The organism is Companilactobacillus paralimentarius (assembly GCF_963227125.1).
Lineage (GTDB): Bacteria > Bacillota > Bacilli > Lactobacillales > Lactobacillaceae > Companilactobacillus > Companilactobacillus paralimentarius.
Window position 1 is genome coordinate 1,407,826 of the sequence record NZ_OY724131.1, and the last position, 26,239, is coordinate 1,434,064.

Annotated in this window: 24 protein-coding genes; 7 read left to right on the top strand and 17 right to left on the bottom strand. The window is 35.5% G+C overall.

The annotated features are described in order from the left end of the window. Positions 1–64: 64 nt before the first annotated feature. Positions 65–562: a methylated-DNA--[protein]-cysteine S-methyltransferase gene (locus ACI6PB_RS06760; protein ID WP_404327200.1), complete on the bottom strand. Its 498-nt coding sequence runs from the start codon at positions 560–562 to the stop codon at positions 65–67. 242 nt (positions 563–804) lie between these two features. Between ACI6PB_RS06760 and ACI6PB_RS06765 the strand changes: the two genes are divergently transcribed. From ACI6PB_RS06765 to ACI6PB_RS06775, 3 genes are all read left to right on the top strand, one after another. Further along, positions 805–1,284 (top strand): PTS glucose transporter subunit IIA, encoded by a 480-nt coding sequence (locus ACI6PB_RS06765; RefSeq protein ID WP_034543968.1) that lies wholly within the window; start codon positions 805–807, stop codon positions 1,282–1,284. Positions 1,285–1,408: 124 nt separating this feature from the next. Beyond that, a complete protein-coding gene (locus ACI6PB_RS06770) occupies positions 1,409–2,236 on the top strand; it encodes a site-specific integrase (protein ID WP_025084911.1) in 828 nt (275 codons plus the stop codon). Between the two features lie 15 nt (positions 2,237–2,251). Further along, positions 2,252–2,743, top strand: coding sequence for a TIGR00730 family Rossman fold protein (locus ACI6PB_RS06775; RefSeq protein ID WP_373887534.1), 492 nt, complete (start codon positions 2,252–2,254; stop codon positions 2,741–2,743). Positions 2,744–3,084: 341 nt separating this feature from the next. On the opposite strand, the gene rbsK is transcribed toward ACI6PB_RS06775, so the two are convergent. The 6 genes from rbsK to ACI6PB_RS06805 form a co-directional block, all read right to left on the bottom strand. Beyond that, positions 3,085–3,996, bottom strand: coding sequence for a ribokinase (gene rbsK / locus ACI6PB_RS06780; RefSeq protein WP_034543970.1), 912 nt, complete (start codon positions 3,994–3,996; stop codon positions 3,085–3,087). A 66-nt stretch (positions 3,997–4,062) separates the two neighbouring features. Continuing rightward, complete coding sequence (locus ACI6PB_RS06785; RefSeq protein ID WP_404277543.1) at positions 4,063–5,022, bottom strand: D-ribose ABC transporter substrate-binding protein; 960 nt, start codon at positions 5,020–5,022, stop codon at positions 4,063–4,065. Between the two features lie 24 nt (positions 5,023–5,046). Continuing rightward, positions 5,047–6,033 carry an ABC transporter permease subunit gene (locus tag ACI6PB_RS06790; protein ID WP_025084913.1) on the bottom strand — a complete coding sequence of 329 codons (987 nt, stop codon included), beginning with the start codon at positions 6,031–6,033 and terminating at the stop codon, positions 5,047–5,049. After that, positions 6,017–7,516, bottom strand: a complete 1,500-nt coding sequence (locus ACI6PB_RS06795; RefSeq protein ID WP_404327201.1) for a sugar ABC transporter ATP-binding protein — start codon at positions 7,514–7,516, stop codon at positions 6,017–6,019. The genes ACI6PB_RS06790 and ACI6PB_RS06795 overlap by 17 nt, the downstream gene beginning before the upstream one ends. A gap of 15 nt (positions 7,517–7,531) precedes the next feature. Beyond that, positions 7,532–7,924, bottom strand: a complete 393-nt coding sequence (rbsD, locus tag ACI6PB_RS06800) for a D-ribose pyranase (protein ID WP_309510912.1) — start codon at positions 7,922–7,924, stop codon at positions 7,532–7,534. Positions 7,925–7,939: 15 nt separating this feature from the next. Next, positions 7,940–8,956 carry a LacI family DNA-binding transcriptional regulator gene (locus tag ACI6PB_RS06805; RefSeq protein WP_148299155.1) on the bottom strand — a complete coding sequence of 339 codons (1,017 nt, stop codon included), beginning with the start codon at positions 8,954–8,956 and terminating at the stop codon, positions 7,940–7,942. A 205-nt stretch (positions 8,957–9,161) separates the two neighbouring features. On the opposite strand from ACI6PB_RS06805, the gene ACI6PB_RS06810 reads away from it, so the two are divergent. Beyond that, on the top strand, positions 9,162–10,160 hold the full coding sequence (locus tag ACI6PB_RS06810; protein ID WP_056955655.1) for an IS30 family transposase: 999 nt from the start codon (positions 9,162–9,164) through the stop codon (positions 10,158–10,160). 64 nt (positions 10,161–10,224) lie between these two features. Here the strand turns inward: ACI6PB_RS06810 and rbsU are convergent, their stop codons facing one another. From rbsU to parE, 5 genes are all read right to left on the bottom strand, one after another. Next, complete coding sequence (gene rbsU / locus ACI6PB_RS06815) at positions 10,225–11,109, bottom strand: ribose/proton symporter RbsU (protein ID WP_056955703.1); 885 nt, start codon at positions 11,107–11,109, stop codon at positions 10,225–10,227. Positions 11,110–11,440: 331 nt separating this feature from the next. After that, on the bottom strand, positions 11,441–12,376 hold the full coding sequence (locus ACI6PB_RS06820; RefSeq protein ID WP_025084917.1) for a manganese-dependent inorganic pyrophosphatase: 936 nt from the start codon (positions 12,374–12,376) through the stop codon (positions 11,441–11,443). A 25-nt stretch (positions 12,377–12,401) separates the two neighbouring features. After that, positions 12,402–13,361 (bottom strand): LysR family transcriptional regulator, encoded by a 960-nt coding sequence (locus ACI6PB_RS06825; RefSeq protein WP_025084918.1) that lies wholly within the window; start codon positions 13,359–13,361, stop codon positions 12,402–12,404. Between the two features lie 88 nt (positions 13,362–13,449). After that, the gene (gene parC / locus ACI6PB_RS06830) at positions 13,450–15,894 is read right to left on the bottom strand and encodes a DNA topoisomerase IV subunit A (RefSeq protein ID WP_404327202.1); all 2,445 of its coding nucleotides are present in this window, start codon (positions 15,892–15,894) and stop codon (positions 13,450–13,452) included. 10 nt (positions 15,895–15,904) lie between these two features. Beyond that, on the bottom strand, positions 15,905–17,908 hold the full coding sequence (gene parE / locus ACI6PB_RS06835; RefSeq protein ID WP_025084920.1) for a DNA topoisomerase IV subunit B: 2,004 nt from the start codon (positions 17,906–17,908) through the stop codon (positions 15,905–15,907). 210 nt (positions 17,909–18,118) lie between these two features. Here parE and plsY point away from each other — a divergent pair, with 210 nt between their 5' ends. The 3 genes from plsY to ACI6PB_RS06850 all read left to right on the top strand — a co-directional run bounded on the left by plsY (position 18,119) and on the right by ACI6PB_RS06850 (position 20,125). After that, a complete protein-coding gene (plsY, locus tag ACI6PB_RS06840) occupies positions 18,119–18,739 on the top strand; it encodes a glycerol-3-phosphate 1-O-acyltransferase PlsY (protein ID WP_025084921.1) in 621 nt (206 codons plus the stop codon). A 133-nt stretch (positions 18,740–18,872) separates the two neighbouring features. Continuing rightward, positions 18,873–19,577 (top strand): DUF3862 domain-containing protein, encoded by a 705-nt coding sequence (locus ACI6PB_RS06845; protein ID WP_025084922.1) that lies wholly within the window; start codon positions 18,873–18,875, stop codon positions 19,575–19,577. 80 nt (positions 19,578–19,657) lie between these two features. Beyond that, positions 19,658–20,125, top strand: a complete 468-nt coding sequence (locus ACI6PB_RS06850) for a hypothetical protein (protein WP_404327203.1) — start codon at positions 19,658–19,660, stop codon at positions 20,123–20,125. Between the two features lie 161 nt (positions 20,126–20,286). Here the strand turns inward: ACI6PB_RS06850 and ACI6PB_RS06855 are convergent, their stop codons facing one another. From ACI6PB_RS06855 to topA, 5 genes are read right to left on the bottom strand one after another with little or no spacing between them, the layout of a single operon-like run. Continuing rightward, positions 20,287–21,168, bottom strand: coding sequence for an aldose 1-epimerase family protein (locus ACI6PB_RS06855; protein ID WP_404327204.1), 882 nt, complete (start codon positions 21,166–21,168; stop codon positions 20,287–20,289). A 9-nt stretch (positions 21,169–21,177) separates the two neighbouring features. After that, complete coding sequence (hslU, locus tag ACI6PB_RS06860; protein ID WP_309510908.1) at positions 21,178–22,617, bottom strand: ATP-dependent protease ATPase subunit HslU; 1,440 nt, start codon at positions 22,615–22,617, stop codon at positions 21,178–21,180. Positions 22,618–22,636: 19 nt separating this feature from the next. Further along, entirely contained in the window at positions 22,637–23,161 is a 525-nt protein-coding gene (hslV, locus tag ACI6PB_RS06865) for an HslVU peptidase proteolytic subunit (RefSeq protein WP_404327205.1), read from the bottom strand. A gap of 11 nt (positions 23,162–23,172) precedes the next feature. Then, entirely contained in the window at positions 23,173–24,072 is a 900-nt protein-coding gene (gene xerC, locus ACI6PB_RS06870; protein ID WP_025084926.1) for a tyrosine recombinase XerC, read from the bottom strand. Then, entirely contained in the window at positions 24,073–26,157 is a 2,085-nt protein-coding gene (topA, locus tag ACI6PB_RS06875; RefSeq protein WP_404327206.1) for a type I DNA topoisomerase, read from the bottom strand. It abuts the gene before it with no gap. Between the last annotated feature and the right edge of the window lie 82 nt (positions 26,158–26,239).

Here is a 26,239-nt window from a genome sequence, read left to right on the forward strand (position 1 = left end):
AATTATTTACTCACCTAAATTCAAAGGTAAGTTTACCCCTTGATTACAAGAAAGTAAACCATTATTAATTAATTGCTCCTTCTAAGGTTAACAGTTCCCGTTTCATTGCTAATCCACCACGATAATTACCTAATTGTTGATTCTTAGTTATAACTCGATGACATGGAATAACAATTAATACAGGGTTTTTGCCCACCGCAGATCCAACAGCCCGAACAGCTTTAGGATTACCAATAGCCTGGGCAATCTCTGTATAACTAGTCGTTTGACCATACGGAATTTTCTTTAATTGTTCCCAGACTGATTCTTGAAATTTTGTTCCAGAAATATCTAATTTTAAAGTAAACTTCTTCCTCTTCCCTTCAAGATATTCTTGAATTTGATTTGCATACTTACCTGTCATTTGTTCGGCATCCACTAATTCTGCTTCAAAATAAAATTGTCCTATTTCTTTAAGACCTCTATCGCAAGAACCAATGAACACTAGTCCTTTTTCAGTAGCCCCAACTACATACTCATGACCTTTGATTGAATAGGTATGGTAATAAATTTTAGTAAACATTAATTTTCTCTCTTTCAAATTATAAAAAACATTTTTATTTATTGTTTTTATGTTAAGGATTGTGGTATATACCCGTTTTTTATTGAAATTATGTTTCAGTAGTTATACTATATATAAGTGGTTAAGCGCTTTCAGACAAATTTATATATGTTTTATAATAAACAAATTAAGCGCATTAGCAAGTATAAACTTATATCTGTACCATCCTTACTTGCTAAAACATCAAGGAGGAAGATTTAATTATGGGGTTGTTCTCTAGAAAAAAAGTTGATGAATTTGTTGCACCTGCAAATGGTAAATTAATACATTTGGATAAAGTTAGTGATCCAGTCTTTTCACAAAAGCTTATGGGTGATGGTTTTGCCGTTGCTCCGTCAGATAATACGATTGTAGCACCTATCGGTGGTGTGATTGGTACAGTGTTCCCTACTAAGCATGCTTTAATGATTACTTCTAAACATGGTCTAGAGATCATGTTACATTTAGGAATTGATACAGTTGAATTAAAAGGTAAACCCTTCGAAATGTTTATTAAAGAAGGTGACACCGTTAAAACTGGTCAAAAATTAGCAACAATGGATCTTGAACAAGTCAAAGCTGCTAAGAAGGATTCTTCAATTATGACAATCATCACCAATTCTGATGCTGTTAAGGAAATGGGTACTTTCGAAGAAAAAGATGTCCTAGCTGGTGACCAAGCTTTAGATGTAACAATCAATTAATACAATAGCATCCCTTAGTGACAGTGATCATAGATTACTGCCACTATTTATTTGGTCAAAATTAGACTAAATTTGGTTAGTCGTTTTAACTAACGGTATAATGTTGACAAAAGGAGGGTCTCACATGGTAAAAATCCCCTATTTAGCTGGTTTTGAAGCTCATTTAAAAACTAGGCATATTTCCGATAAAGCACACACAGAATATCTGAACTCACTGACTGACTTTTTCAATTACACGGTTCAACACAATACTGAATATAAAATATCCGAAAACATTCAAGATGTTCATGAGATGGACGTTCGTCTCTTTAAGGACTTTATGCTCGAAAACTTGCAGCTCAGTCCTAGCACAATCAACAAAGTTATCAGTAACCTCAATGTTTACTTCAAGTATCTCTTTAGTGTTAAAAAAACACCTGAAATACCAACTTTGAATATCAATAGTGTTACAGTCCCCAAGCAAACTGATTTTCCTACGGTTGTCTTCTTGAAACTACCCGAATATTTGAAATCAGATTTGAGTGTTTACACAAGATTACTGATTCTAATTATTTCTAAAGGCTTTAACTACAAAGAAGCGTTGGCACCCAATTTTTATCGTAAGTTTAATCAATTGACTTTTAATTCTGATGAGCAAAAATTTCTTGATACTTATAAAACTTATATTGAACCTTTCAAGTCATTTTGGGATGATCAAAATCTTTTTCTGAGTCGTAATAAGGCCGCCAATACTCCGCTACTGACCGTTCCTGCTCTACACCGTGACCTTAAACGTGATAGTGAATCTACAGGCTTAGATTTGTCACCTAAGAAACTTTATACAACTTTTATCCTGTTGGCCCTGAGTACTAAAGAACTCTCTGACGATCAACTACGTGCCCTGGATGCTCTAGATACTGCTTCAGTTCTTTACTACCGTCGACTCAAGCGAGAAACTAATTTTGATATTTAATTACGAGGCTAAGAAATGAAAAATATTGCTGTTTATTGTGGTGCCTCTACTGGTAACCAAGAAATTTATACTACTAGTGCCCAAGACCTTGGTCACTGGTTAGTTCAAAATAATTATGGTCTAACTTATGGTGGTGGTAATAACGGTTTAATGAACATTGTTGCTAACAGTGTTTTATCTGATAACGGCTTTGTACATGGTATTATTACTCAACAACTCTATGACCGTCATCTAGCACACGCCAATTTATCCAAATTAGACATTGTTCAAACAATGTCAGAACGTAAAGAGGCAATGTTACAAGATTCCATCGCTAATATTGCTTTACCTGGTGGTCCTGGAACACTTGAGGAAATCTCCGAAGCATTTTCATGGACCATTATCGGTGTCAGCACACATCCCTGTATTTTTTACAATGTAAACCACTATTATGACAAATTGGAAAGTTTTTTCAATGATATGGTTGACCAAGGATTCATGCTACCTGAGGTTCGTAAAACATTATAATTCAGCGATTCTTTGACAGAAATCTATAATTTTATTCAAAGCTATACTCCACCAAAATTACGGAAATATCAAAAATAATTTCAAGACATTTTATTTAACATTCTTTTTAAAAGGAAGTATATTATAGCCGTCAGATAGAAATAGACAAAAATATCTGGCAAAAATATTCTCCTTAGATATATACATTACAAATGTGATTTTCTCATTAATACTACTTATAATAAATATCCTCCCAATTTGTATAGTATTGAGATACAAATCAATTAAATTTATAAACTCTCTGATATAAAATCAATAAATAAACAAAACACGCCGAATTAATTTTCGACGTGTTTTTTAGTTTATTTGAGAACCGATTCGCGTTTTGGAATTGACGGAAAGGCTCCTAATTTTTGAACCGTTAATGATGAAGCTTTACTTGCATAAACAATTGCATCATGAATGTTGGATAGATTTGGATTCAATTCAGACGCTAACGCACCAATAAAAGTATCACCTGCGGCTGTAGTATCAACGGCTTTGACTTTGAAAGCTGGAATTTGTTCTGACTTACCATTGAGAGAAACAAATGAACCTTTTGATCCCAAAGTAATAATGACACCGCTGATTCCTAAATTATGATAGAACTCAGCTGATTTTTTCAAAGAATCTTCATTAGTAATCTTAATACCAGAAATCAATTCGCTTTCCGTTTCATTAGGAGTAATGATATCTGTCAATTTTAAAAGTTCCTTAGGAATTTCTTTGACGGCAGGAGCGGGATTCAAAATAGTCACCTTCTGAGCTGTATGGGCAACTTTAAAAGCAGCAATAGCAGCAGGAATTGGTGTCTCGAACTCCGTCACGATAAAATCACTCTGTTTAATGATCTCTTGAGCCTGATCAACATCTTCTGCAGTTACCAAAGAATTAGCACCAGCCTGATAAATAATGGAATTCTGACCTGATTTCTGTAAAAGAATGTAGGATTGTCCTGTATCTTCCTTGGGAACCACGGTGATATGTTGTGTATCTATGTGATCTTCTTTTAGAAGTTTCAACATTAGCTTTCCATTACTGTCATCCCCAACGCGACCAATGAAACTAGTCTCCGCTTCTGATCTAGCTGCTGCAACAGCCTGATTAGCACCCTTGCCACCTCCAGCTTTTGAAAAAGAATTCATTTTGATGGTTTCACCAGGTTTAGGTAAATTATCAATATGCATGATGCTGTCAACGTTAATACTTCCAATTACAACTACCTTATTTATCATTTTGCTCTCCTTCAAAAAAAGGGAACATGAAGTAAATTCACATTCCCTTTTAATTCATGTTAATTACTATTTATTTAAACTATCAGTTGTTACTAACTTCAATGGTGATTCAATATTCTTTTTAACCTTTTTACCATTAAAGTGATCATATGCGGCTTGTAGTGCTAAACGTCCCATCTCTTCTGGTTGTTGAGCAACTGTTGCAGCCATCTTACCTGACTTAACAGCTTTGATACCATCCTCTTCACCATCGAAACCAACAATGGCAATATCTTTATTAGCTGATTTAACGGCTTGAACAGCTCCTAAAGCCATTTCATCATTTTGTGAGAAGATCCCAACAATATCTGAATTTCCTTGAAGAATATTTTCCGTAGTACTTAACCCTTTGGCACGATCAAATCCCGCTGTCTGCTTTGCAACGATATCTAGTTTACCTTTAGCATATTTATCAAAACCTTTACCACGTTCACGTGTTGCTGAAGCTCCTGGAATTCCTTGTAACTCAGCAACTTTAGCGTTGTTACCTAACTTTTTGATTAAAAACTCGGCAGCCATCTTACCACCTTTTGTAGAGTTAGAAGCAACTAACGTCAAAACTTTGCCGCCATCACTGGAACGATCAACGGTAATAACCGGAATGCCGGCATCATTAGCATCTTTAACGGCCGGTGTAATAGCTGATGAATCCACTGGATTAACAATCAAGACATCAACCTTTTTGGTGATCAAATCTTCAATATCATTATTTTGTTTAGCCGTATCATTTTGTGCATCAGAAACTTGAACACTCGTTCCATTTTTCTTGGCCAAATCATTGATACCTTTCTTAACAGATACGAAGAATGGATTAGACAATGTTGAAAGTGATGCTCCTACTTTAATATCCTTAGGTTTCTTAGTTTCTACTTTGGAATCGCTTGATTCACCTGAATCAAGACCTGATTTTCCACATCCTGCTAGAGTAAACATAGCTAACGCAGAAATACTAACTGCTAAAAGTACACGTTTTAAAGATTTTTTCATAACTGAAAATCCCCCTTAATATGATTAATCATTTGATGAACGTCTATCTAGTAGTACAGCAATCAAAATTACAATACCTTTAACGATTTGTTGATAGAAACTGGAAATTCCCAACAAATTCATACCATTGTTCAATGTACCAATAATCAAGGCACCAATTAAAGTTCCGAAAATTCTACCTTTACCACCAGCTAATGATGTACCACCTAAAACAACAGCGGCGATAGCATCCATTTCATAAGAGGTACCTGCATCCGGTTGAGCAGAACTCAAACGTGAAGTTAAAATAATTCCGGCTAATGATGCCATCAATCCAGAAATAGTATAGATCCACATTGTAACAATTTTTGTCTTAACACCAGCGATGTAAGCAGCTTGTTCATTGCCACCCAATGCATATGTTTTACGTCCAAATGTTGTCTTATGTAACAAGACATATAAAATTAAATAAACAATTGCCATAATAAATATTGGAACAGGAATACCTAATAAGTAGCCACGGCCCATGAATTGGAAAAGAAAACTATTATTCATCTTGGCTCCAGTAATAGGATTACCATTTGTAAATACATATGTAGCACCACGGAAAATGGTCATAGTAGCTAGTGTAGCGATGAATGGTGCAGCTTTACCATAAGCAATCAAAACTCCATTTAGAAAACCAAGGAGTCCACCCATTAAGAATCCAACTAATAAAGCGATAATTGCCGAAGTACCACTGGCTAACATTGAAGCCGTCACCGCACCAGTTAAAGCAAGGATTGAACCAACTGACAAATCAATACCGCCCGTTAAAATAACAAAGGTCATCCCGAAAGCAATCACGGCATTAATTGATACTTGTCTTAATAAATTTAATAAGTTACTAGGTTGAATAAATCCCGGACTTAGAGCAGTAACCAAGATAATCAAAATGATTAAGGCTACCAAAGGTCCTAATTTACTAATAAACTTTTTGAAATTGAAAGTACTCTTTTCGCCTTTTTCAGCGACTTTAGTTTGTTCTTCCATCGTTTGATCCCCCTGTCGCTAAAGTCATAACCGACTCTTGTGTTGCCGTCTTTGTATCAACAATTCCTGTGATTTTACCTTCATAAACAACCGCAGTCTTATCACTCATGCCTAAAACTTCTGGTAGATCACTTGAAATCATAATAATAGCAACATGTCGATCAGTTAATTCATTCATCAAGTCATAGATTTCTCGTTTAGCACCAACATCGACACCACGAGTAGGTTCATCTAATATTAGTACCCTAGATCCTGAACCAACCCATTTAGCTAAAACTACTTTTTGCTGATTACCACCACTTAAACTTCCGGCACTAACATCAGCACTCTGAGCTTTGACCGTTAAGCGCTTCATCAACATATTTGTGAAATCGTTTACTGATTTATCGTCAATAATTCCGTGTTTAACAAAACCATTGATTGATGGTAAAGCAATATTATCACGTAATGAATCATTCAAAATCAAACCTTCATCCTTACGGTTTTCCGTTAAGAATCCAATTTGATTCTTGATAGCTTCCTGGGGAGAATGAATATGCACTTCTTTGCCATCAATTAAAATTTTGCCTTCGTTGTGCGGATCAATTCCAAAGATAGAACGCATAATCTCTGTTCTACCAGCACCCATTAATCCTGAGAAAGCTAATATTTCTCCTTCGTGAACTTGAAAGTTAACATCATTGAAAACACCTTTCTCTGACAGATGCTGAACCTCAAGTGAGACCTTACCAAAATGAGGATTACGATCTGGATAAAAGTCTCCAATTTCACGACCAACCATGTCCTTAACCAGCTGTTTCATGTTTACATCTTTAGTTGAATACTCATTGATAGAAATACCATCACGCATTACAGTTACTTTATCTGCAATTTCAAAAATTTCTTCCATACGATGAGAGATATAGATAAAACCAACACCTTGCTTCTTCAAATCACGTACTACTTCAAATAATTGAGCAATTTCATTTTCAGTTAAAGCTGCCGTTGGCTCATCCATAATGATAATTTTAGCGTTAGTCATCAAAGATTTAGCAATTTCAATCATTTGCTGACGCCCAACACTCAATGTTCCAATTGGCTTATCAACGTCAATTTTAGTACCCAATTTGTTTAAATAGAATCTGGCTTGTTCACGCATTTTACTTTCATTCATAATGCCAAATTTGTTCTTTATCTCCTTGTTCAGGAACATATTATCAACAACTGACATTTCCAAAAAATTATTCATTTCTTGGTGAATAAATGAAATTCCGTGTTGCTCTGCATCGAGTGGGCCACTAAAATGTGTTTGTTTGCCATCAACATAGATTTCTCCACCGTCATCACCATAGAGTCCGGTAAGAATATTCATCAACGTCGATTTACCAGCGCCATTTTCACCCATCAAAGCATGAACTGCCCCGGATTGAACAGTGAAATTAACGCCTTCCAAAACCTTATTAGTACCAAAGGCTTTAGAAATATTTTTCATTTCAATCTTCATAAAAATCACCTCCGGTTAAAATGTGACCCCGCTCTCCAAAATGATGTTTGAATATGGACTAGCCTCTCCAGTACGGATAAAAGCTTTATTAGTGCTCAATCTCTTTTTCATTTCATCATGTGGAATAAATTCAATTGGTACATCGATCAATTTTTTGATATTAGCTAATTGATCAGGATTCTGTGTCTTAATTTCTTCTGCCAAATAAACTTTTTGAATTTGTAATTCCGACAATACATTTTGTAGAACATCAATAAAACTTGGTAAACCCTTCTGAACAGCCAAGTCGATTTTCTTAGTTCCAGCGGGTACCGGCATACCTGCATCTCCAATTGATAAAGTATCAAAATGGCCCATATCAGCTATTACTGCTGAAATTTGAGTATTTAAAACTAAACCCTTTTTCATCGGTTCGTCCCCCTCTTATATTAGTTCTCTCGTAGAATCTCCAATTTTCAATTTGGTATTTAAAATAATTGTCTTCTTAGCACTACTGGGATTCTTGATTCGGTTAATTAATAACCCTACTACTTGTTCACCAATTTCATTTATTGGCTGAGCCATAGTCGTTAGACTCGGTGTTAGATATTTATTTAAACTAATATCATCAAAGCCAACGACCGAGTAATCTTCAGGTATTCTTTTATTTAATAAATTCAGACCTTTGTAAACACCCATTGCCACATCATCATTAATGGCTATAATGGCTGTCGCATTAGTTTGAACAATTTTATGTGCTGCTTCAACACCACCCTTTGGTCCAAAAGTTGCTCTAAAAACCAACTCCTTTTCAATCTTTAAGTTATATCTTTCAAAAGCTTTTTCGTATCCGGTAAAACGTTTTACTAAGTTCATTGTCAACGTTTCAGGTATTACAAACGCAACATGCTTATGTCCTAAAGATAATATATGCTCCGCAATTTTTTCTCCTGATTCTTCCTCATCAATCAAAACTCGATCATCATTAATATTCAAATCGGCTTGATCAGTCAGTACCATGGGAATATTATTATGTGTCGATAATTTATCAACAATTTCTTTAGACGCTCCCGGAGCTGCTAAGATCAATCCCTTTTGCGTTCCAGAAGCAAATTGTTCAATAAAGTAATCGATATTCTCTTTAAAACCATTAACACTAAAGATTTGAGGAAAATAACCCTTGGGGATAGCAGCCTGTTCAACACTTAATCCTAAACTAGCAAAGAAAGGATTCATAATATCTGGAATTACAATCCCAATTGAATTAGTTCTCTGTCCAACCAATCCCCTTGCATAATAGTCCGGATAATAATCTAATTCAGTTTGGGCTTTGTGAACTTTTTCCTTCGTCTCTTCACTGAATCGTTCACCTTTGCCGTTTAAAATTAAAGAAACTGTCGTGACTGAAATACCCGCCTTATTGGCAACATCTCTAATTGTTGTCTTACGATTTCCTTTCAAAATGAATCACCCCTCAAATCAGTAAATCGTTTTACTTAGGTTACGAGCACATCATATCTTTTTGCGTAAGCGCTGTCAATAATATTTTTGTATGACGAATTTACAATTGAAGTGCAACGAGTAAGAAGAAAATAAAAAAGAACTCATAGCCTGAGTCCTGTAAAATGAAGTCACCACAACAATCATCTAAAGGAGATCCTAGGCTATGAATCCGTACAACCATCTTACCTTAAAAGACCGAGAATGCATACTGTTGGGCATCACTTTAAACGATACCTATCAAGTTATTGCGGAGAAAATTGGGTGTTCTAAAACCACCGTATCGCGCGAAATCAAGCGCAATGGTGGTCGTAAGGTATACTCGGCCGTCAAAGCCCAAGAGAACTATCAGGGACGGCGGCTAAAAAGCCGCCGTCCTAAGCTTCTAACTGATTTGAAGTTACGGGATTTTGTCCTTCACTGTATTGTTAAACGTCAGTGGTCCCCAGAACAAATTTCCGGTCGTTTAGTCCACGAAAACAGTGAATGGCATGTCAGTTATAACACCATTTATCGTGGGATTGAACGCGATAATTTAGGCATCAAATGTAAGAATCACGGGGCTCGTGGCTTTGCCCGTAAGCTCCGTCACCGTGGTAAAACCCGAAAGGTCAAGGGAACCATTAAGGAACGTCGAGGACGATTTAACGACGTCCCTTCCGTTCATGAACGACCTGTTTCATGTGAGAATCGAAGCCGGTTTGGTCATTGGGAAGGTGATACCGTTCGCGGTAAAACCGGGCGTTCGGCCCTGGTAACCTTGGTGGACCGCAAATCTCGGTATTTATTATCCCAGCGGGTTCCCAAAGTAAACGCGAAGAACGTCACACAAGCGATGATTGACCTCTTGCATACTGTGACGCCCAAACAAGTTCGGACGCTTACGCCGGATCGTGGAACTGAATTCGCAGGATACCGCGAAGTTAGTCAAGAGCTAAGTATCCCAGTCTATTTCCCAGATCCTCATGCGCCTCAGCAGCGGGGAACCAATGAGAATACCAACGGACTTATCCGTGAGTATTTCCCCAAAGGAACCGACCTAGACCAACTGACTGACCAAGATATCGACAAGTTTGTCAGGGATTTAAATCACCGACCACGTAAGGTCTTAGGCTGGAAGAGTCCATTTGAAGTTTTCTTCGGGACAAAGTTGCGCTTGATTTGACAATTCGTCATACATACTGGAGAAAAATAGTCTCAATCCTTTCGGATCAAGACTTAAATAATTTTTATATAAAAGCTGTGATAATTCCCGCTACAACTACTAAAACCAAACCAGAAATAACCATGATCATTTCTTTATGAGTTTTGCTTTCATGCAAAATATAGATACCACCAAGTGTTCCGATAATAACATTCATTTGAGAAAGAGTAAATCCAGTAGCTAATCCGTTCACATCTTTACGTGATGAGATCAAATATGTCAAAGCAGCAAAAGCAAAGAAGATACCACTAATTATATTTAAATAAGTGCTCTTAGATCTATATGGCTTAGCTTGGCGATTGCTCTTTGTAATAAAGGCAAAAATAGTTGATGCAACTGCCATACCTAAGGCTTGTGGCAAGAATGCTTGAAAACTGTCGACAGACACTGCCTGTGGAAACGCTGAATAACCAACATAACCGATCGTAGCAATTAATACTAAAGAAATACCCTTAACGACGCTTGATTCACTCTCAGCAATTTTTTTCTCACTATATGTTGTTAAGTAAACTCCAATAATAATTAATACAATTGAGAAAAAGCCAATCAACTTAGCCATTACTGAAGGCCATTCACCTAAAACTATTACACCCCACAATGAAGTACCGATCAATTGAAAACCAGTTGAAACTGGCATTGTTTTAGAAACGCCCATTTCGCCAAAAGCATAGAATACTAAACTTTGTGCAATAGACCAACAAGCACCAGATAAAAAAGTAAATAAGAAATTTTTACCTGTTAGCAACGGCGTTTGCATAACGACCGCCACAACAATTGCAGATAGTAAAGTACCATATGTAGCACCAATAATTTGATTAACTGGTTTCCCTCCGAACTTTCCAGTCATAATTGGGAAGACACCCCAACCGATCATTGGCATAAGGCCAATTAAAATATTTACTACATTCATTTTATAAAACTCCCTCTAGTTCTAAAATAAAAAAAGCATTTTTCAGCAATGTTGCCATTATATCAAACTTAAGAATGCGTTTTCAAGGAAAATGTTTATTTTCATTAATTTTATTATCAATATTTTAATTTTAATAAGTCAAATAAGACCGATAGCCATAGCACTTCTTTAAATCTCTTAAATATTCTTTATAAAACTTATTATGAAAACGCATGTTGGAATTTCTGATAGTTTGCTTTCCTATAATATAACGATTTCAAAAAATTCTAGCCACAAAAAAAATAAGAAACCCGAAAAGGATTTCTTGTCTTTTTAAAATCATAATATTAAATTAGAATTTAGCATCCAATGGAGGAACAACTTGTTTCTTACGTGATACAACACCAGGTAAACTAGCCTTGTTGTCTGAAACCTTAGTATTAAGTGCTTCTTCAAATGTCTTGATAGCACTATCGTCACCGATAATAATACCAGTTGTGTCGCTTGTTAGGATATTTGTAATTAGCAATACGAACAAATTGTAACCTTTGTCAGCACTTTCAGCTTTAATATCCTTAACAAAATCTGCTTCGCGTTTAAGGGTGTCATCAATGTCAACAGTATTAACTTGAGCAATACGTACACTATTACCCTTCATATCAAAGCTCTTAGCATCCATATCAATTAGTTCTTGTGTTGATTTACTGTCAAGATTTGTACCAGCTTTCAACATTTCAAGACCATATGATTCATAGTCGATACCAGCTGTCTTAGCTAAGCTCTTCAAAGCAGCTCTATCTTCATCAGTTGTTGTAGGTGATTTCAATAATAGAGTATCGGAAATGATTGATGAAGCCATCAAAGCAGCAATCTTAGCAGGAACTTCGACGTCATTTTCGTTGTACATCTTCCAGATGATTGTACTTACACAGCCAAGTGGTTCTGCACGATAATATAGAGGCAATTTTGTTTCGAAGTTAGCAATTCTATGATGATCAACAACATGAGTGATTTGAACATCGTCGATATCAGGAACACTTTGTTGTTTTTCATTATGATCAACTAACATAACCTTTTTAACTTCGCCATTAATGGCTGAGATAATACGTGGGTACTTAGCATCGAAATGATTATAAACAAATTTTGTTTCCAAGTTAGGTTCACCCAAAGCAACTGCTTCAGTATTATATCCTAATTGATTTTGTAAGTATGAATAAGCAACAGCTGCTGAAACTGCATCTGTATCAGGATTTCTGTGTCCAAAAACTAATTCTTTTTCTTTTGGCATGAATTTGTGCGCCCCTTTTTAATATTTATCTAGAAGATTTAAGACGATCAACATAGCTCATCTTATCTAAGAAATTATCCCATTCATTGAGGAAATCTTCAATTCTTGGAATCTTTTCTTTATCCCCTCGATATACAAATGATAAATCACTTGTTATAGCTGGTTCAAGTGGTGTTTGATAAAGTTTAAACATTGATTGATGTGCAATACAAAAACTCAATGGTAAAACCGTATAAACTCCGGATGATTCCTGTGCAAATTTTAATAATTGATAAGGTGCCGAGAATCGAGCAATTACTTTAGGAAAGTCAACCAATGCATCTCGATATCTCTCACTAATCAATTCATAAAAATAATAGCTCTTCAAATAAGTAGCCCACGGCTTAGCCGTAGCATCCTTGTAACTAACACTTTTCTTTTTATTAATCTTTTCATCATCATGAACTAACATAATATTGTCGCTCATAATCTTCTTAGAACGATATATTTTCCAACTCTTAATACTTTTATCCGGCAAGTACATAATGGCTAGATCAATTTTATTATTTTGGATATTATCCCAAAGTTCCTTACGAGTTAGTAAGTTTAAGTCAATGATGACATTAGGATTAACTCGATTGTATTCAACAATAAAATCCTCAATTACAACCGATTCGGCAGTCGACAAAAGTCCAATACTAATTGTACCGGATCTTTCCGAGGATTCTTGTTGAATCTGATCAGTTACATCATTGATCAAGTCAAACATCTGATGTGTTGCTTTTAAAAGCAGAGTACCTGCATCGGTTAAATAAATCTTCTTACCAATACTATAAAACAGCGGTGCACCAACAACTTTTTCAATTTTTTTGATTTGTTGTGTCAATGCTGGCTGCGTGATTCCTAACAATTGAGCAGTTTTTGTATAACTCATATTCTTAGTTAACTCATCAAAATAATTTAATGCTTTAGAACTAAAAACACGTCTCGATTTCTCATCTAACAATAAGAAGATCCTCCTAGTTTGTGGAAGTAAAAAATAATGTAATTAATAAGATAATAATACTATATAAAACAAAAATCTGTCATTCATATTACTTATTTTCTAACATTTTTTTCACAAATCTAAGTGGAATACCATCCGTCTCAGGATCCATAATAAAGGAACCATTAGAATAACGGTCAGCATTCTGATGCATTGCTGGATCAATTTCAATCTCTTTATTTGAATCAGTTATGATCGATAGTTGTATATCATTATTAATATTTGTTACCAAACAGATTCGGTGTGGTTGACGCTTTAACTCTCTGAGAGTCAAAACACCACGACGAGCACGACTAGTTACGGGTATCTCAGATAATTTCATTTGTTTATATGATCCACGTTGTGTCAAGACTGCAATTTTATCACTGTCGTTAGCTGCTAAGAAGTAGCCAGCTAATTGATCACCGTCTTTCAAACTGACAAATTTAACACCCATTGCTTTTCCACTAACAACTGGTACTTCTTCAATTGGAAAGGCTGAAGCATAAGAATGCTCTGTAAAGACGTAAACCAATTGTTTAGAATCATTTGGTACATAATAAACATCAATTACTCGTGAAGTATCGGACTTCAACTTACAGTACTTGGAAGCTCTAGATTTGTATGTTCTTCCTGGTAATAAATCACTGAATGCCACTTGCTTAATATAATTTTCGCTAGTTCCTATCAAGAAATTACCAGTTTCTTCCAATTTTTTGAAGACAAAAGCCTTGAGAATTGACTCATCTGTATCCAATCCAATCTCTTGAGAAAGATGTGAACCGGTATCCTTCCAACGGCTATCTTCAATTTCAAAAATTTGACGATAAATCAAATTACCTTTGTCAGTGAAAATAAAGACGTGATCCAATGTATTAACATTTTCATCAATAATTGGATAATCTTCATTCTTCAGACCATTATCATCAGCGTCGGAAGCTTGATAAGAACGTAGACTACTTCGTTTAACATAGCCATCATGACTAACCAATAAGCGAACGTCTTCACTGGCAACCATAACCTTTGTATCAACTTCAATTTCAGCAACTTTGGCTTCAATCTTAGTACGACGTTTATCGGCATAAGTATCACGCACTTGTGTCAATTCTTTTTTGATCAATGTCATTAAAGTAGTGTGGTTATCAATAATTCCGTTTAAATGATCGATTTGCTTATGAAGCTCAGCATCTTCCTTTTCTAATTCCGTTACATCAGTATTAGTTAAACGATATAACTGCAAAGAAACGATAGCTTCGGCTTGTTCATCACTAAATTTATAACTCTTAATCAAATTGTTCTTAGCATCAGACTTATTCTTACTTGAACGGATAGTCTTAATAACTTTATCCAAGATCGATAAAGCCTTGATCAACCCTTCAACAATATGAAGGCGCTTCTTAGCCTTATTCAAGTCAAATCTACTGCGACGTAGGACGACTTCTTCTTGATGTTTAATATATTCCTTCAAGATTTGAATCAAACCGACCTGTTGAGGACGCATGTCAGCAATGGCAACCATATTAAAGTTATACGAAACTTGCAAATCAGTGTTCTTAAACAAATAGTTCAAGATACCATTAGCATCAACATCACGTTTCAATTCAACAACAATTGATAATCCCTGGCGATCACTCTCATCACGTACCTCAGCGATTCCTTCAACTTTCTTAAGAACACGAATTTCATCCATCTTCTTAACCAGTTGAGCCTTATTAACTTCGTAAGGAATTTCAGTAATAACGATTTGAGACTTGTGTCCACGAATCTCTTGAATCGAAGTCTTAGAACGAATGTAGACACGTCCTCGACCACTTGTATAGGCATCTTTAATCCCTTGCTTACCTTGTAAAATACCACCAGTTGGAAAATCTGGCCCCTTAACGATCTTCATCAATTCGTCCAAAGTAATATCAGGATTATCAATCATTTTGATTGTGGCATCAATAACTTCACCTAAATTGTGAGGTGGAATTTCTGTAGCATAACCAGCTGAAATTCCGGTAGCACCGTTAACTAATAAATTAGGAAAACGTGCTGGTAAAACTTTAGGCTCTTTTTCAGTATCATCAAAGTTCCATTCTTCATCAACAGTATCTTTGTTGATATCACGTAACATTTCAGTTGAAATCTTACTTAAACGTGCTTCAGTATAACGCATAGCAGCTGGTGGATCACCATCCATCGAACCATTGTTACCATGCATTTCAATCAAAGGATTACGCAATTTCCAATCTTGAGACAAACGAACCATTGCCTCGTAAATTGAGGAATCACCATGGGGATGGAAATTACCCATAACGTTACCAACACCCTTGGCTGACTTACGAAAGCCTTTGTCATAAGTATTACCATCCAAAAACATTGAATAGAGAATTCTTCGTTGAACAGGTTTCAAACCGTCACGAATATCTGGTAACGCTCTTTCTTGAATAATTGATTTTGAATATCTCGCAAATCGATCTCCCATGATTTTTTCGAGCGAGATATCTTGAATTTTAGGAGAATTTTCAGTCACTATATATCACCTATTCCTTATTCAATAAATCGTCGACAAGTTTACTATCGATAGGATCAGTATCATCATCAACTTTTTCCAAGATATTGTCGCCTTCTTCAGTTCCATTGAAACGAACATTATCTTCGATCCAATCACGTCTAGGCTTAACTTTATCACCCATCAGAGTTGTTACACGACGTTCAGCCAAAGCAGCATCATCAATGTTAACTCTGATTAGGATACGATTTGTTGGATCCATTGTTGTCTTCCAAAGTTGATCGGCATTCATTTCACCTAAACCTTTGAAACGTTGCAATTCATAACCTTTACCCATCTTTTCGATGTCTTTTTGAAGTTCATCTGGAGTCCAGGCATATTCAATTTTAGTTTTAGCACCTTTACCCTTTTGAAGCTTGTAAAGTGGTGACAAAGCAATATAGACATGTCCTGATTCAACTAACGGACGCATGTAACGATAGAAGAAAGTCAACAACAAGATTTGAATATGTGAGCCATCATCATCGGCATCAGTCATGATAATAACTTTGTCATAATTACGATCTTCTAATTTGAAATCGGCACCAACACCGGCACCAATTGTATAAATCATAGTATTGATTTCTTCGTTTTTATAAATATCTTCTAACTTGGCTTTTTGAGTATTTAAAACTTTACCACGCAAAGGCAAGATAGCTTGGAACTTACGATCTCGTCCCTGTTTTGCAGAACCACCGGCTGAATCACCCTCGACAAGAAACAATTCATTCTTATCAGGATTCTTGGATTGAGCAGGAGTTAGTTTACCAGAAAGCAAACCATCAGTTTTTTTATTCTTTTTACCACTACGAGTACTCTCACGAGCCTTACGAGCAGCATCACGAGCTTCTCGGGCCTTCAAAGCCTTTTTGACTAACATTTGAGCCTGTTCACCATTCTCCAATAGATAAAAGCTCATTTGTTCATAAACTAGTTGGTCAACAGCTGATCTAGCTTGAGGAGTTCCCAATTTGCCCTTTGTTTGACCCTCAAATTGAAGAATCTCTTCAGGAATTCGAACTGAAATAATAGCTGATAGCCCTTCACGAACATCGCTACCTTCCAAATTCTTACTGTTTTCCTTTAACAATCCTACCTTACGAGCATAATCATTAAAGGCTTTAGTCAATCCAGACTTCATTCCGGCTTCATGTGTCCCACCATCAGCAGTACGAACATTATTAACAAACGAGATGATGTTCTCCGAATAACCATCATTATATTGACCAGAAAATTCAATTTCAATGTCAGAGTTAGTACCTTCAACGTAGAAAATACCACCTAAAGCATCTTTTCCTTCGTTCAAATACTTTACAAATGATTGAATACCATCTTCGTAATGGAAAATATCTTGTTTCTCTTCTTCACCACGTTTATCAGTAATAGTGAATTTAACGCCCTTTAACAAGAAAGCTGATTCCCGTAATCTTTCAGCTAATGTATCATAGTTAAATTTTGTTGTTTGAAAGATAGTAGCATCTGGTTTAAAGCTTATAGTCGTTCCGCTATCCTCCTTGGTAGTACCTGTCTTTTTCAAAGTTCCAACTGGATGACCACCATTTTCAAAACGTTCTTCATAAACTTTGTGATCACGAACAACTCGAACGGTCATCCATTCTGACAAAGCATTAACAACTGAAGAACCAACACCGTGCAGTCCACCAGACGTCTTGTAACTATTCTCTGAGAATTTACCACCAGCATGCAGAACCGTCAAAATTACTTCAATAGTTGGTTTACCACTAGCGTGCATCCCTGTTGGCATTCCACGTCCATGATCAACGACAGTAATACTACTGTCTTCATTGATAGTAACGTTGATTTCTTTACCAAATCCTGATAGAGCTTCATCGACTGCATTATCGACAATTTCATATACCAAGTGATGTAATCCACGTGAATCAGTGGAACCAATGTACATACCTGGTCTTTTTCGTACAGCTTCTAATCCTTCAAGGATTTGAATTGACGAATCATCATAAGATGATTTTGGCATTTATATCATTCCTTTTCATTTACTACGTAGTGCAATATTTCAATATTATAACACTATTACCTTAACACGAATATATGTTCGTACATAAGAAATCTTTTAATTTCTAACAAAATAGTGGATAATGTCTAGGTTGGTATTTATAATTCTCTAATAAAAGCACCATAGAAATACAATATACCAAAAAAATAAAGCTAAGAGAGTGATTTTTTGATGAAACTTCTCATTTGTGCAATATTAGCCTATCTAATTGGCTCATTTCCAACTGCCTATATCGTTGGAAAAGTTTTCTTTCATAAAAATATTTTTGATTACGGTAGTGGAAACGTAGGGACTACCAATGCTTATCGTGTTTTTGGCAAATTTGCCGGAACAGTTGTCCTAGTTATCGATATTTTAAAGGGAACTTTAGGTGCATTGATGCCAGTCTTCTTTAATCTCGATCGTCACTGGATTTTATTCATCGGTATTTTTGCCGTTATCGGACATTGTTTCTCCATCTTCCTTAAATTCCGTGGTGGAAAAGCTGTCGCAACCAGTGCAGGAATACTTTTGGCTTATAATCCTCTACTATTTGTCATCTGTTTTGCTTTTCTTGCCACAATCGTTTATACAACCAGCATGGTCAGTGTTGCTAGTTTGACCACGATATTATTCTTTACGATTGCCACCTTATTCCTTCACGATTGGATTCTAACTACCGTTGCCGCCATTATTACTGTTATTATTTATGTACGTCATATTCCCAATATCAAGCGACTACTCAAAGGAAAAGAAAATTTAGTTCCAATTGGTTTGAGATATAAGAAACAACAAAAGGAACAACAAAAATAATTACTAATTCTAAAAAACGACCATTTAAATTGGCCGTTTTTTTCTTTCATTTTCTTTAAATTAATCCTCAAAAGCCCTAGTTACTGATAAAATATGATTAAAGTGATTAGCACCGTTTAGGGGGAACATGACAATGGATAAAAAATATCCTAGTAGATCCGAATATCGTCGTTCAAATGGTCTTAAAAAATCTTTCTATCAAAGATGGTGGTTTTGGATCATAATTATTCTTTTAATTGTTGGTGGAGGTGCTGGCGGTTATTATTTATATTCTCATTCCCAGGAAAATACTTCGAATGTTCAAAAGAAAACTACTACTTCAAAGACCAAACCCAAAAAGAAGAAAAAATCAGTAACCACTTCAGGGATAACTTTAAAACAGTACAATAGCATTTATATCAGTGACAAGGACGGTCTATCTTTAGATATTTTAACGAAATTCTTTGGTAAATCTAAAACTAGTACTGTAAGCAAGGTAAATGATAAACAGACTAATATGGAAACATGGTCTAAAATCGCTAACGGTACTAAGAATTCCAAACTGATCGTACAATTTTATAATGATCACGCTATTGAAAAAACTATCTCTGGCCTTATGGTTGATCGAAATTCTAAAATTACTCTAGTCGATTATGCCAAAATTGATAACGATCAAACAACTGATCAAGTTACTCAAACACTTGGCAAACCTAATTATTACTCTGAAACAAATGTTGATGGTACTACAAACACAATATATAAATATACAACTGGATTAGACGGCGAAGATGGTGCTAACTGCACAATCAATTTTACTAATGGTAATGTCAGTGGTAAAAGCCAAACAGGATTAAAATAATGACCTAAGTAAATCACTGTATATCATTTTCACTATGTCATACAATATTCTTATAAAGATAACGTATGGGGGGTTAAATCTTGAAAGTTACTAAATTAGTCATTGGCATACTTATGATTGTTTTATCTCTATTTATTTTTTTCGAAAGTATGGCCGCTGGATTTGTTAATACAGTTGAGAATAAAGGAAATACCAGTGGATCTGCCGGTATTATAATGGCAATTGGCTTTCTCGCTACAGGAATTGTATACATTGTTACTAGAAAGAAAAACGGTCTTGGTGGGGACATAGCTAATGCAATTATATTAGGACTATTTGGAATCGTTGGTCTAGCAAACTCTGATAAAGTATATCAGGATTTACTAGTTTGGATCATACTTGGGTTTATTATTGGTTTTGGCTTCTTGATTTGGCATATTATTGCCAATAAAATTAGCAGTAATAGTAGTATAAAACATCAGAGCCAAGTTAATAATTATTCTTCTAATCAAGGATCTAATTCCATGCCTACTAGAGCTCAATATCGTCAAAGACGAAACCATAAATAAAAAATTAATTTAAAAAGGTATCCTAGAGTAAAGTATTTTCCTTATTCAGGATACCTTTTTAAAAATAGATTGAAATTGTACCTTTAATTCTTTTATCGCCACTCTATTAAACGTTGTACATAAAAAGTCCTAATACCTTAATGGCATTAGGACTTTTATTCTTATTTCACCGATATGCTGAAATATGCTTTGAACTGTTCATTAGGTGCTAAACGGTTAATACCGTATTTGGTCTTTAATTGATTGTCACTATCGTTTTTATCAGCAATCCCCCACCAAGGTTCAATACACATAAAATTGCCTTCTGTGGGATATGAGGACCACATACCAAAGAATTTAGCGTTACCTGTATCTAGAATAACTTGATGTTCACTTTTATCACTTGAAATCGTCACTTGTGTTGGTTCATTCAACCGATAAACAATTGCATCATTAACAAAAGCTTCATGACTCAATGGAAAGTCTTGATTATCAACTTTCTTTTCATTGTTAAGATCAATATTTCCTGTTTCACCATTAATCGGAATCAAAGTTCTAGTTTCCTTAGGGTCAACTTTGACAGTAAAATCTTCATAATTCAACCCCTTCTCGAAAGGCACTGAAAATCCGGGATGTGCACCAATTGAAAAGTACATATCCTCTGATTCTTCCAAACTATCAACTAAGTAAGAAATCTGAAGTGTTTCCTTAACTAATTGATAAACGATTCTTAACTTAAAGTGATATGGGTATTTTTCTAAACTAGCTTCACTTGTTGTTAGACTCAAGACCAATTTAGAATCTGATTGAGAATCGAGTGCAAACTCTTGATCTCTAGCAAACCCATGTTGTGTCATATGATATTCTTTATCGTCAATATAATAATGATTATCTTTTAAACGACCAACAATTGGGAATAATACTGGCGCATGTCTTCCCCAAACATTAGGGTTAGCTTGCCACATGAATTCTACCCCTTTAGTATTCTTGACACTGATTACTTCAGCGCCTAAAGACTCCACCTTAACTGTTAAAAAATCATTTTTTAATTGATAGACTGTCATAATTGCCCCCTATAGAATGTAACGTGAAAGATCTTGATCGCTGGCAATCTTACCAACTTGTTCACGAACATATTCACGTGTAATAGTAATATCTCCCATTTGCATATCAGGACCTTCATAGAGAATATCAGCTAGGATCTTCTCTAATACAGTTGAAAGTCTTCTTGCGCCAATGTTTTGGTTACTATTATTTAACTCAAAAGCAATTTTTGCAATCTCTTCAACTGATTCTTTAGTAAATGTTAAATGTATTCCATCAGCTCTTGTAAGCGCAACATATTGTTTTGTTAAAGCATTGTCTGGTTTTGTCAAAATTTGAATGAAGTCATCTTCAGTCAAGTCTTGTAATTCAACACGAATTGGGAAACGTCCTTGCAATTCAGCAATTAAATCACTTGGCTTGCTTTCAGCAAAGGCACCACTAGCAATAAAGAGAATGTGGTCAGTGTCAACTGGACCATACTTGGTATTAATTCGTGAGCCTTCAACGATAGGCAAAATGTCACGTTGAACACCTTCACGAGAGACTTCACCTGAAGTCTTTTTATCTCCGGCAGCAATTTTATCAAATTCATCAATAAAGATAATTCCGTTGTTTTGAGTTCTTTCAATAGCTTTTTGATAAATTTCATCATGATCAATACGTTTTTGAGATTCCTGTTGAATCAACAATTCACGTGCTTCTTTAACAGGTAAAGTTCTAGTAATAGTCTTCTTAGGCATTAATGAATCCATCATACCGCTCATATCAAGACCCATTTGTCCCATTTGATCATCCATAGGACCAACTTTTTTAGATTCTTCGACCTTAATAGTTACTTCTTCATCTTCAAGTAAGCCTTTATCTAATTGTTCTTTAACTGACAAACGTTGATTACGAATATCATCTGTAACCTCAGCATTAGCATCAGGATCGTCGTCAACTGTATCGGCATTATTAAAGATATTACCTAAAGCTTGGCCTCCACCATTTTGCATGTTGTTAAGCATGCTCATGAAATCATTATTATTTTGTTTCTGTTCTTTTTTAACACCAGGAGCTAATAATTTAACCAGTTTCTTATCAACATCGCGGCGAACTTCTGGTCTGATATCATCAATCTTTTCTTTTTCAACCATTGAAACAGCAACACTAACTAGGTCACGAACCATTGATTCAACATCACGACCAACGTAACCAACTTCAGTAAACTTAGTAGCCTCTACTTTAACAAAAGGAGCATTAACAATCTTAGCTAATCTACGGGCAATTTCAGTTTTACCAACACCTGTAGGTCCAATCATCATTAAGTTCTTAGGTGTGATTTCTTGTTGTAACTTTTCAGGTACCTGCATACGACGGTAACGATTATATAAAGCAATCGCTACAGCTTTCTTTGCATCAGTTTGACCAATAATATAGTTATCCAATTGAGCAACAATTTGTTTTGGTGTCAATACTTCTGTCATTTATTAATCCTCACTCTAATTAAAATTTATCTGAAATAATATTTTCATTGGTAAAGATATCGATTGAAGAAGCAATCTTGATAGCTTCAACGGCCATTTCTTGGGCGTCCATATCTTTAGCGTGGCGTTGCATGGCGATGGCAGCCGCTTGTGCAAAATTACCACCTGAACCAATTGCTACAACATCTTCATCCGGTTCAATAACTTCACCACTACCAGAAATTAAAAGAAGATTATCTTTATCCATAGCAATTAACATAGCTTCAAGCTTTTGTAGAGTTGAATCTTTGCGCCAATCTTGTGCCAATTCAACCGCAGCACGTTTTAAATTACCTGAATAAGCCTTTAATTTCTTTTCTAACCAATCTTGGAGTGTAATAGCATCTGCTACACCACCAGCAAATCCAATGACAACTTGATCATCAAAAATGCGTCTCACTTTATGGGCTGAGCCCTTCATAATATATTTTTCACCTAATGTAACTTGACCATCACCAGCGATTGCGGTGTGTCCATTGTGTTTTACAGCAACTATTGTAGTCATTTATTTACCTTCTATCTTGGAAAATATTTTTTATAATCTTTTTGCAAATGTTCCATTGTGACGTGCGTATATATCTGTGTCGTCGACAAACTTGCATGTCCCAATAATTCCTGAACCGTTCTCAAATCAGCACCATGTTCCAACATGTGAGTAGCAAACGTATGACGAATCATATGCGGATGAATATCAGCTGTTAAACTGGTTTTCTTGATAATTTGATTCAAGATATACTCAATTCCTCTACTTGTCAAACCTTTGCCACGACTATTTACAAAAACATATTGGTGATCCTGATGATTCTTTTGCATCAATTCCTTGCGACCGTCATTAAAATATTTCTCTAACGCACTTTTTGCATAACTTCCAAAGGGAACATAGCGATCTTTATCCCCTTTACCATGTATCAGAACAATATTGTTAGCGAAATCAAGCTGGTCTAGTACTAGATTAGCACATTCACTCACACGCATGCCAGTGGCATAGAGCAATTCTAATAAAGCTGAATTTCGCTGAGATAAAGGATCATCGCCTTTAACTGCATCGAATAATTCTTCCATCTCTTTTTCATAAAAGAACCGTGGTAACTTGCGCCCTTTGTGACGTATCTGTACTAAATCAAATGGATTTTGTTTAATAAATTTATTTCTCACTAAAAAATTATAGAACGATCGCAATGCTGAAATTCTTCGTGCCACTGTATCGGTGGCATAGTTTTCTTCATCTAAATATGTTAAATAAGTTTCAACATCGACTCGTCCAATTTTTGTAAATCCAGTAAAACCACCATTTTTAGACAAAAAAGAAACAAAATTATCTATATCCTCTAAATAAGATTTTTTTGTTTCTTTTGAGTAATGATGATTAACCATTAAATTATCAACAAATTTATCGATTAATTCTTGTTCTATCATTTATTTTTGAATGTCCTCTTCATAATCACCGTTTGGACAGAGTATTTGACGACCACCCTTAACCTTCTTTTCGACTAAGTAATGACCATCTTTTGGACAATCACGTCCAACTGGTTTATCCCATGAAACAAAATCACAATCTGGATATCTTGAACAACCGTAGAAAATACGATTCTTCTTAGATTTTCTTTCGATAACTTGACCCTTTTTACACTTAGGACAAATCACACCAATTTCTTTGACAATTGGCTTAGTGTTACGACAATCTGGGAAACGTGAGCAGGCATAAAACTTACCATAGCGTCCCATCTTAATTACCATTGGAGCACCACAGATATCACAATCCATACCTGCTGGTTCATCTTTAATTTGAACTTTTTCAATCTTATCTTCAGCAGATTCAAGTTCCTTAGCAAATGGTTTGTAGTAACGATCGACTACTTTAACCCAATTTTCTTTACCCTCTTCAATATTATCTAATTCATCTTCCAAATTAGCGGTGAAGTCGATATTAACGATATCTGGGAAGTAACTTTGAATTAAGTTGTCAACGATCTCACCAAGTTCAGTTGGTTCAAAACTCTTACCGTTCAATTTAACATAATAACGTCTCTGAATTGTATCAATAGTTGGAGCATAGGTTGAAGGACGTCCTACACCATTTTCTTCCAGAGCTTTAACTAATGAAGCTTCAGTAAATCTTGCAGGTGGTTGTGTAAAGTGTTGAGCCGGATCATTGGATTGCAATTTAGCCTTATCACCTTCAGCAATCTCTGGCAAGATATTATCCTTTTTGCTTTTTTCAGATGTACTTTGATAGACCTTACGATATCCCTCAAACTTCATTTTAGAACCATTAGCTCTAAACATGACTCCATTTTGAGAAAGATCAACTGTCATAGTGTCAAAAACAGCTGGTGTCATTTGACTGGCAACAAATCTTGACCAAATTAAGTCGTACAAGCGATATTGATCACGACTAAGGACATCTTTTAAAGATTTAGGTGTTCTCATAGTAGATGAAGGGCGAATAGCTTCATGGGCATCTTGAGCCCCTTCTTGATTTTTATCCTTACGTTCCTTAATAGCTGCGAATGGTTCCCCATATTCTTCATGGATGAACTTTGAAGCCTCTGCTTCAGCAACTTTAGAAATACGTTTAGAATCAGTACGCATATAAGTAATTAAACCAACTGTACCCTCTTTACGTCCCAAATTGATTCCTTCGTACAATTGTTGAGCAATCATCATGGTCTTTCTAGTCTTAAAGTTTAGGCGCTTATTAGCTTCTTGTTGTAAAGAACTAGTTGTAAATGGAGCAGCTGGGAATCTTTTACGTTCCTTCTTAGTAACTTTATCAATTTCAAAATCGTTCTTTTTATCGACACGACCTAATACTTCTTGAACTTGATCATTATTTTTTAATTCAGCTTTCTTTCCATCTAGTCCATAGAAATTAGCTTTAAATTTATCTTTACCATGCTTAAATGTTGATTCAATCGTCCAATATTCTTGCGGAACGAAACTCTTGATTTCATTTTCTTTTTCAATTACAAGTTTCAAAGCAATCGACTGAACACGTCCAGCACTGAGTCCCTTTTTAACTTTAGCCCAAAGAATTGGGGAAATTGAATAACCCACTAATCGATCCAATACACGTCTGGCCTGTTGAGCATCAACCAAATTCATATCAATTGATCTTGGAGTCTTAAATGCTTGTTTAACTTTATCTTTTGTAATTTCATTGAAGACGACACGATTCTTACCATCATCTTCTAATCCTAATAAGTGAGAAACATGCCAAGCAATAGCTTCACCTTCACGATCCGGATCGGCTGCCAGATAAACTCGCTTAGCTTTTTTTGCTTCCTTCTTTAAATCTTTAATAACTGGGCCTTTACCACGAATAGAAATATACTTTGGTTCATAGTCATGTTCAATATCGACACCCATTTGACTCTTAGGTAAATCACGAACGTGACCTAAACTAGCAACTACGTGATAATTACGTCCCAAATACTTCTCAATTGTTTTTGCTTTTGATGGTGATTCAACAATCACCAAATTCTTTTGTGTTGATGGCACGCAAAGTGCTCCTTTCCAAAATGAATCAATTAAAACTGTTCAATATATTAATCACAGAATTTTATTTTGTCAATTCAAAAGA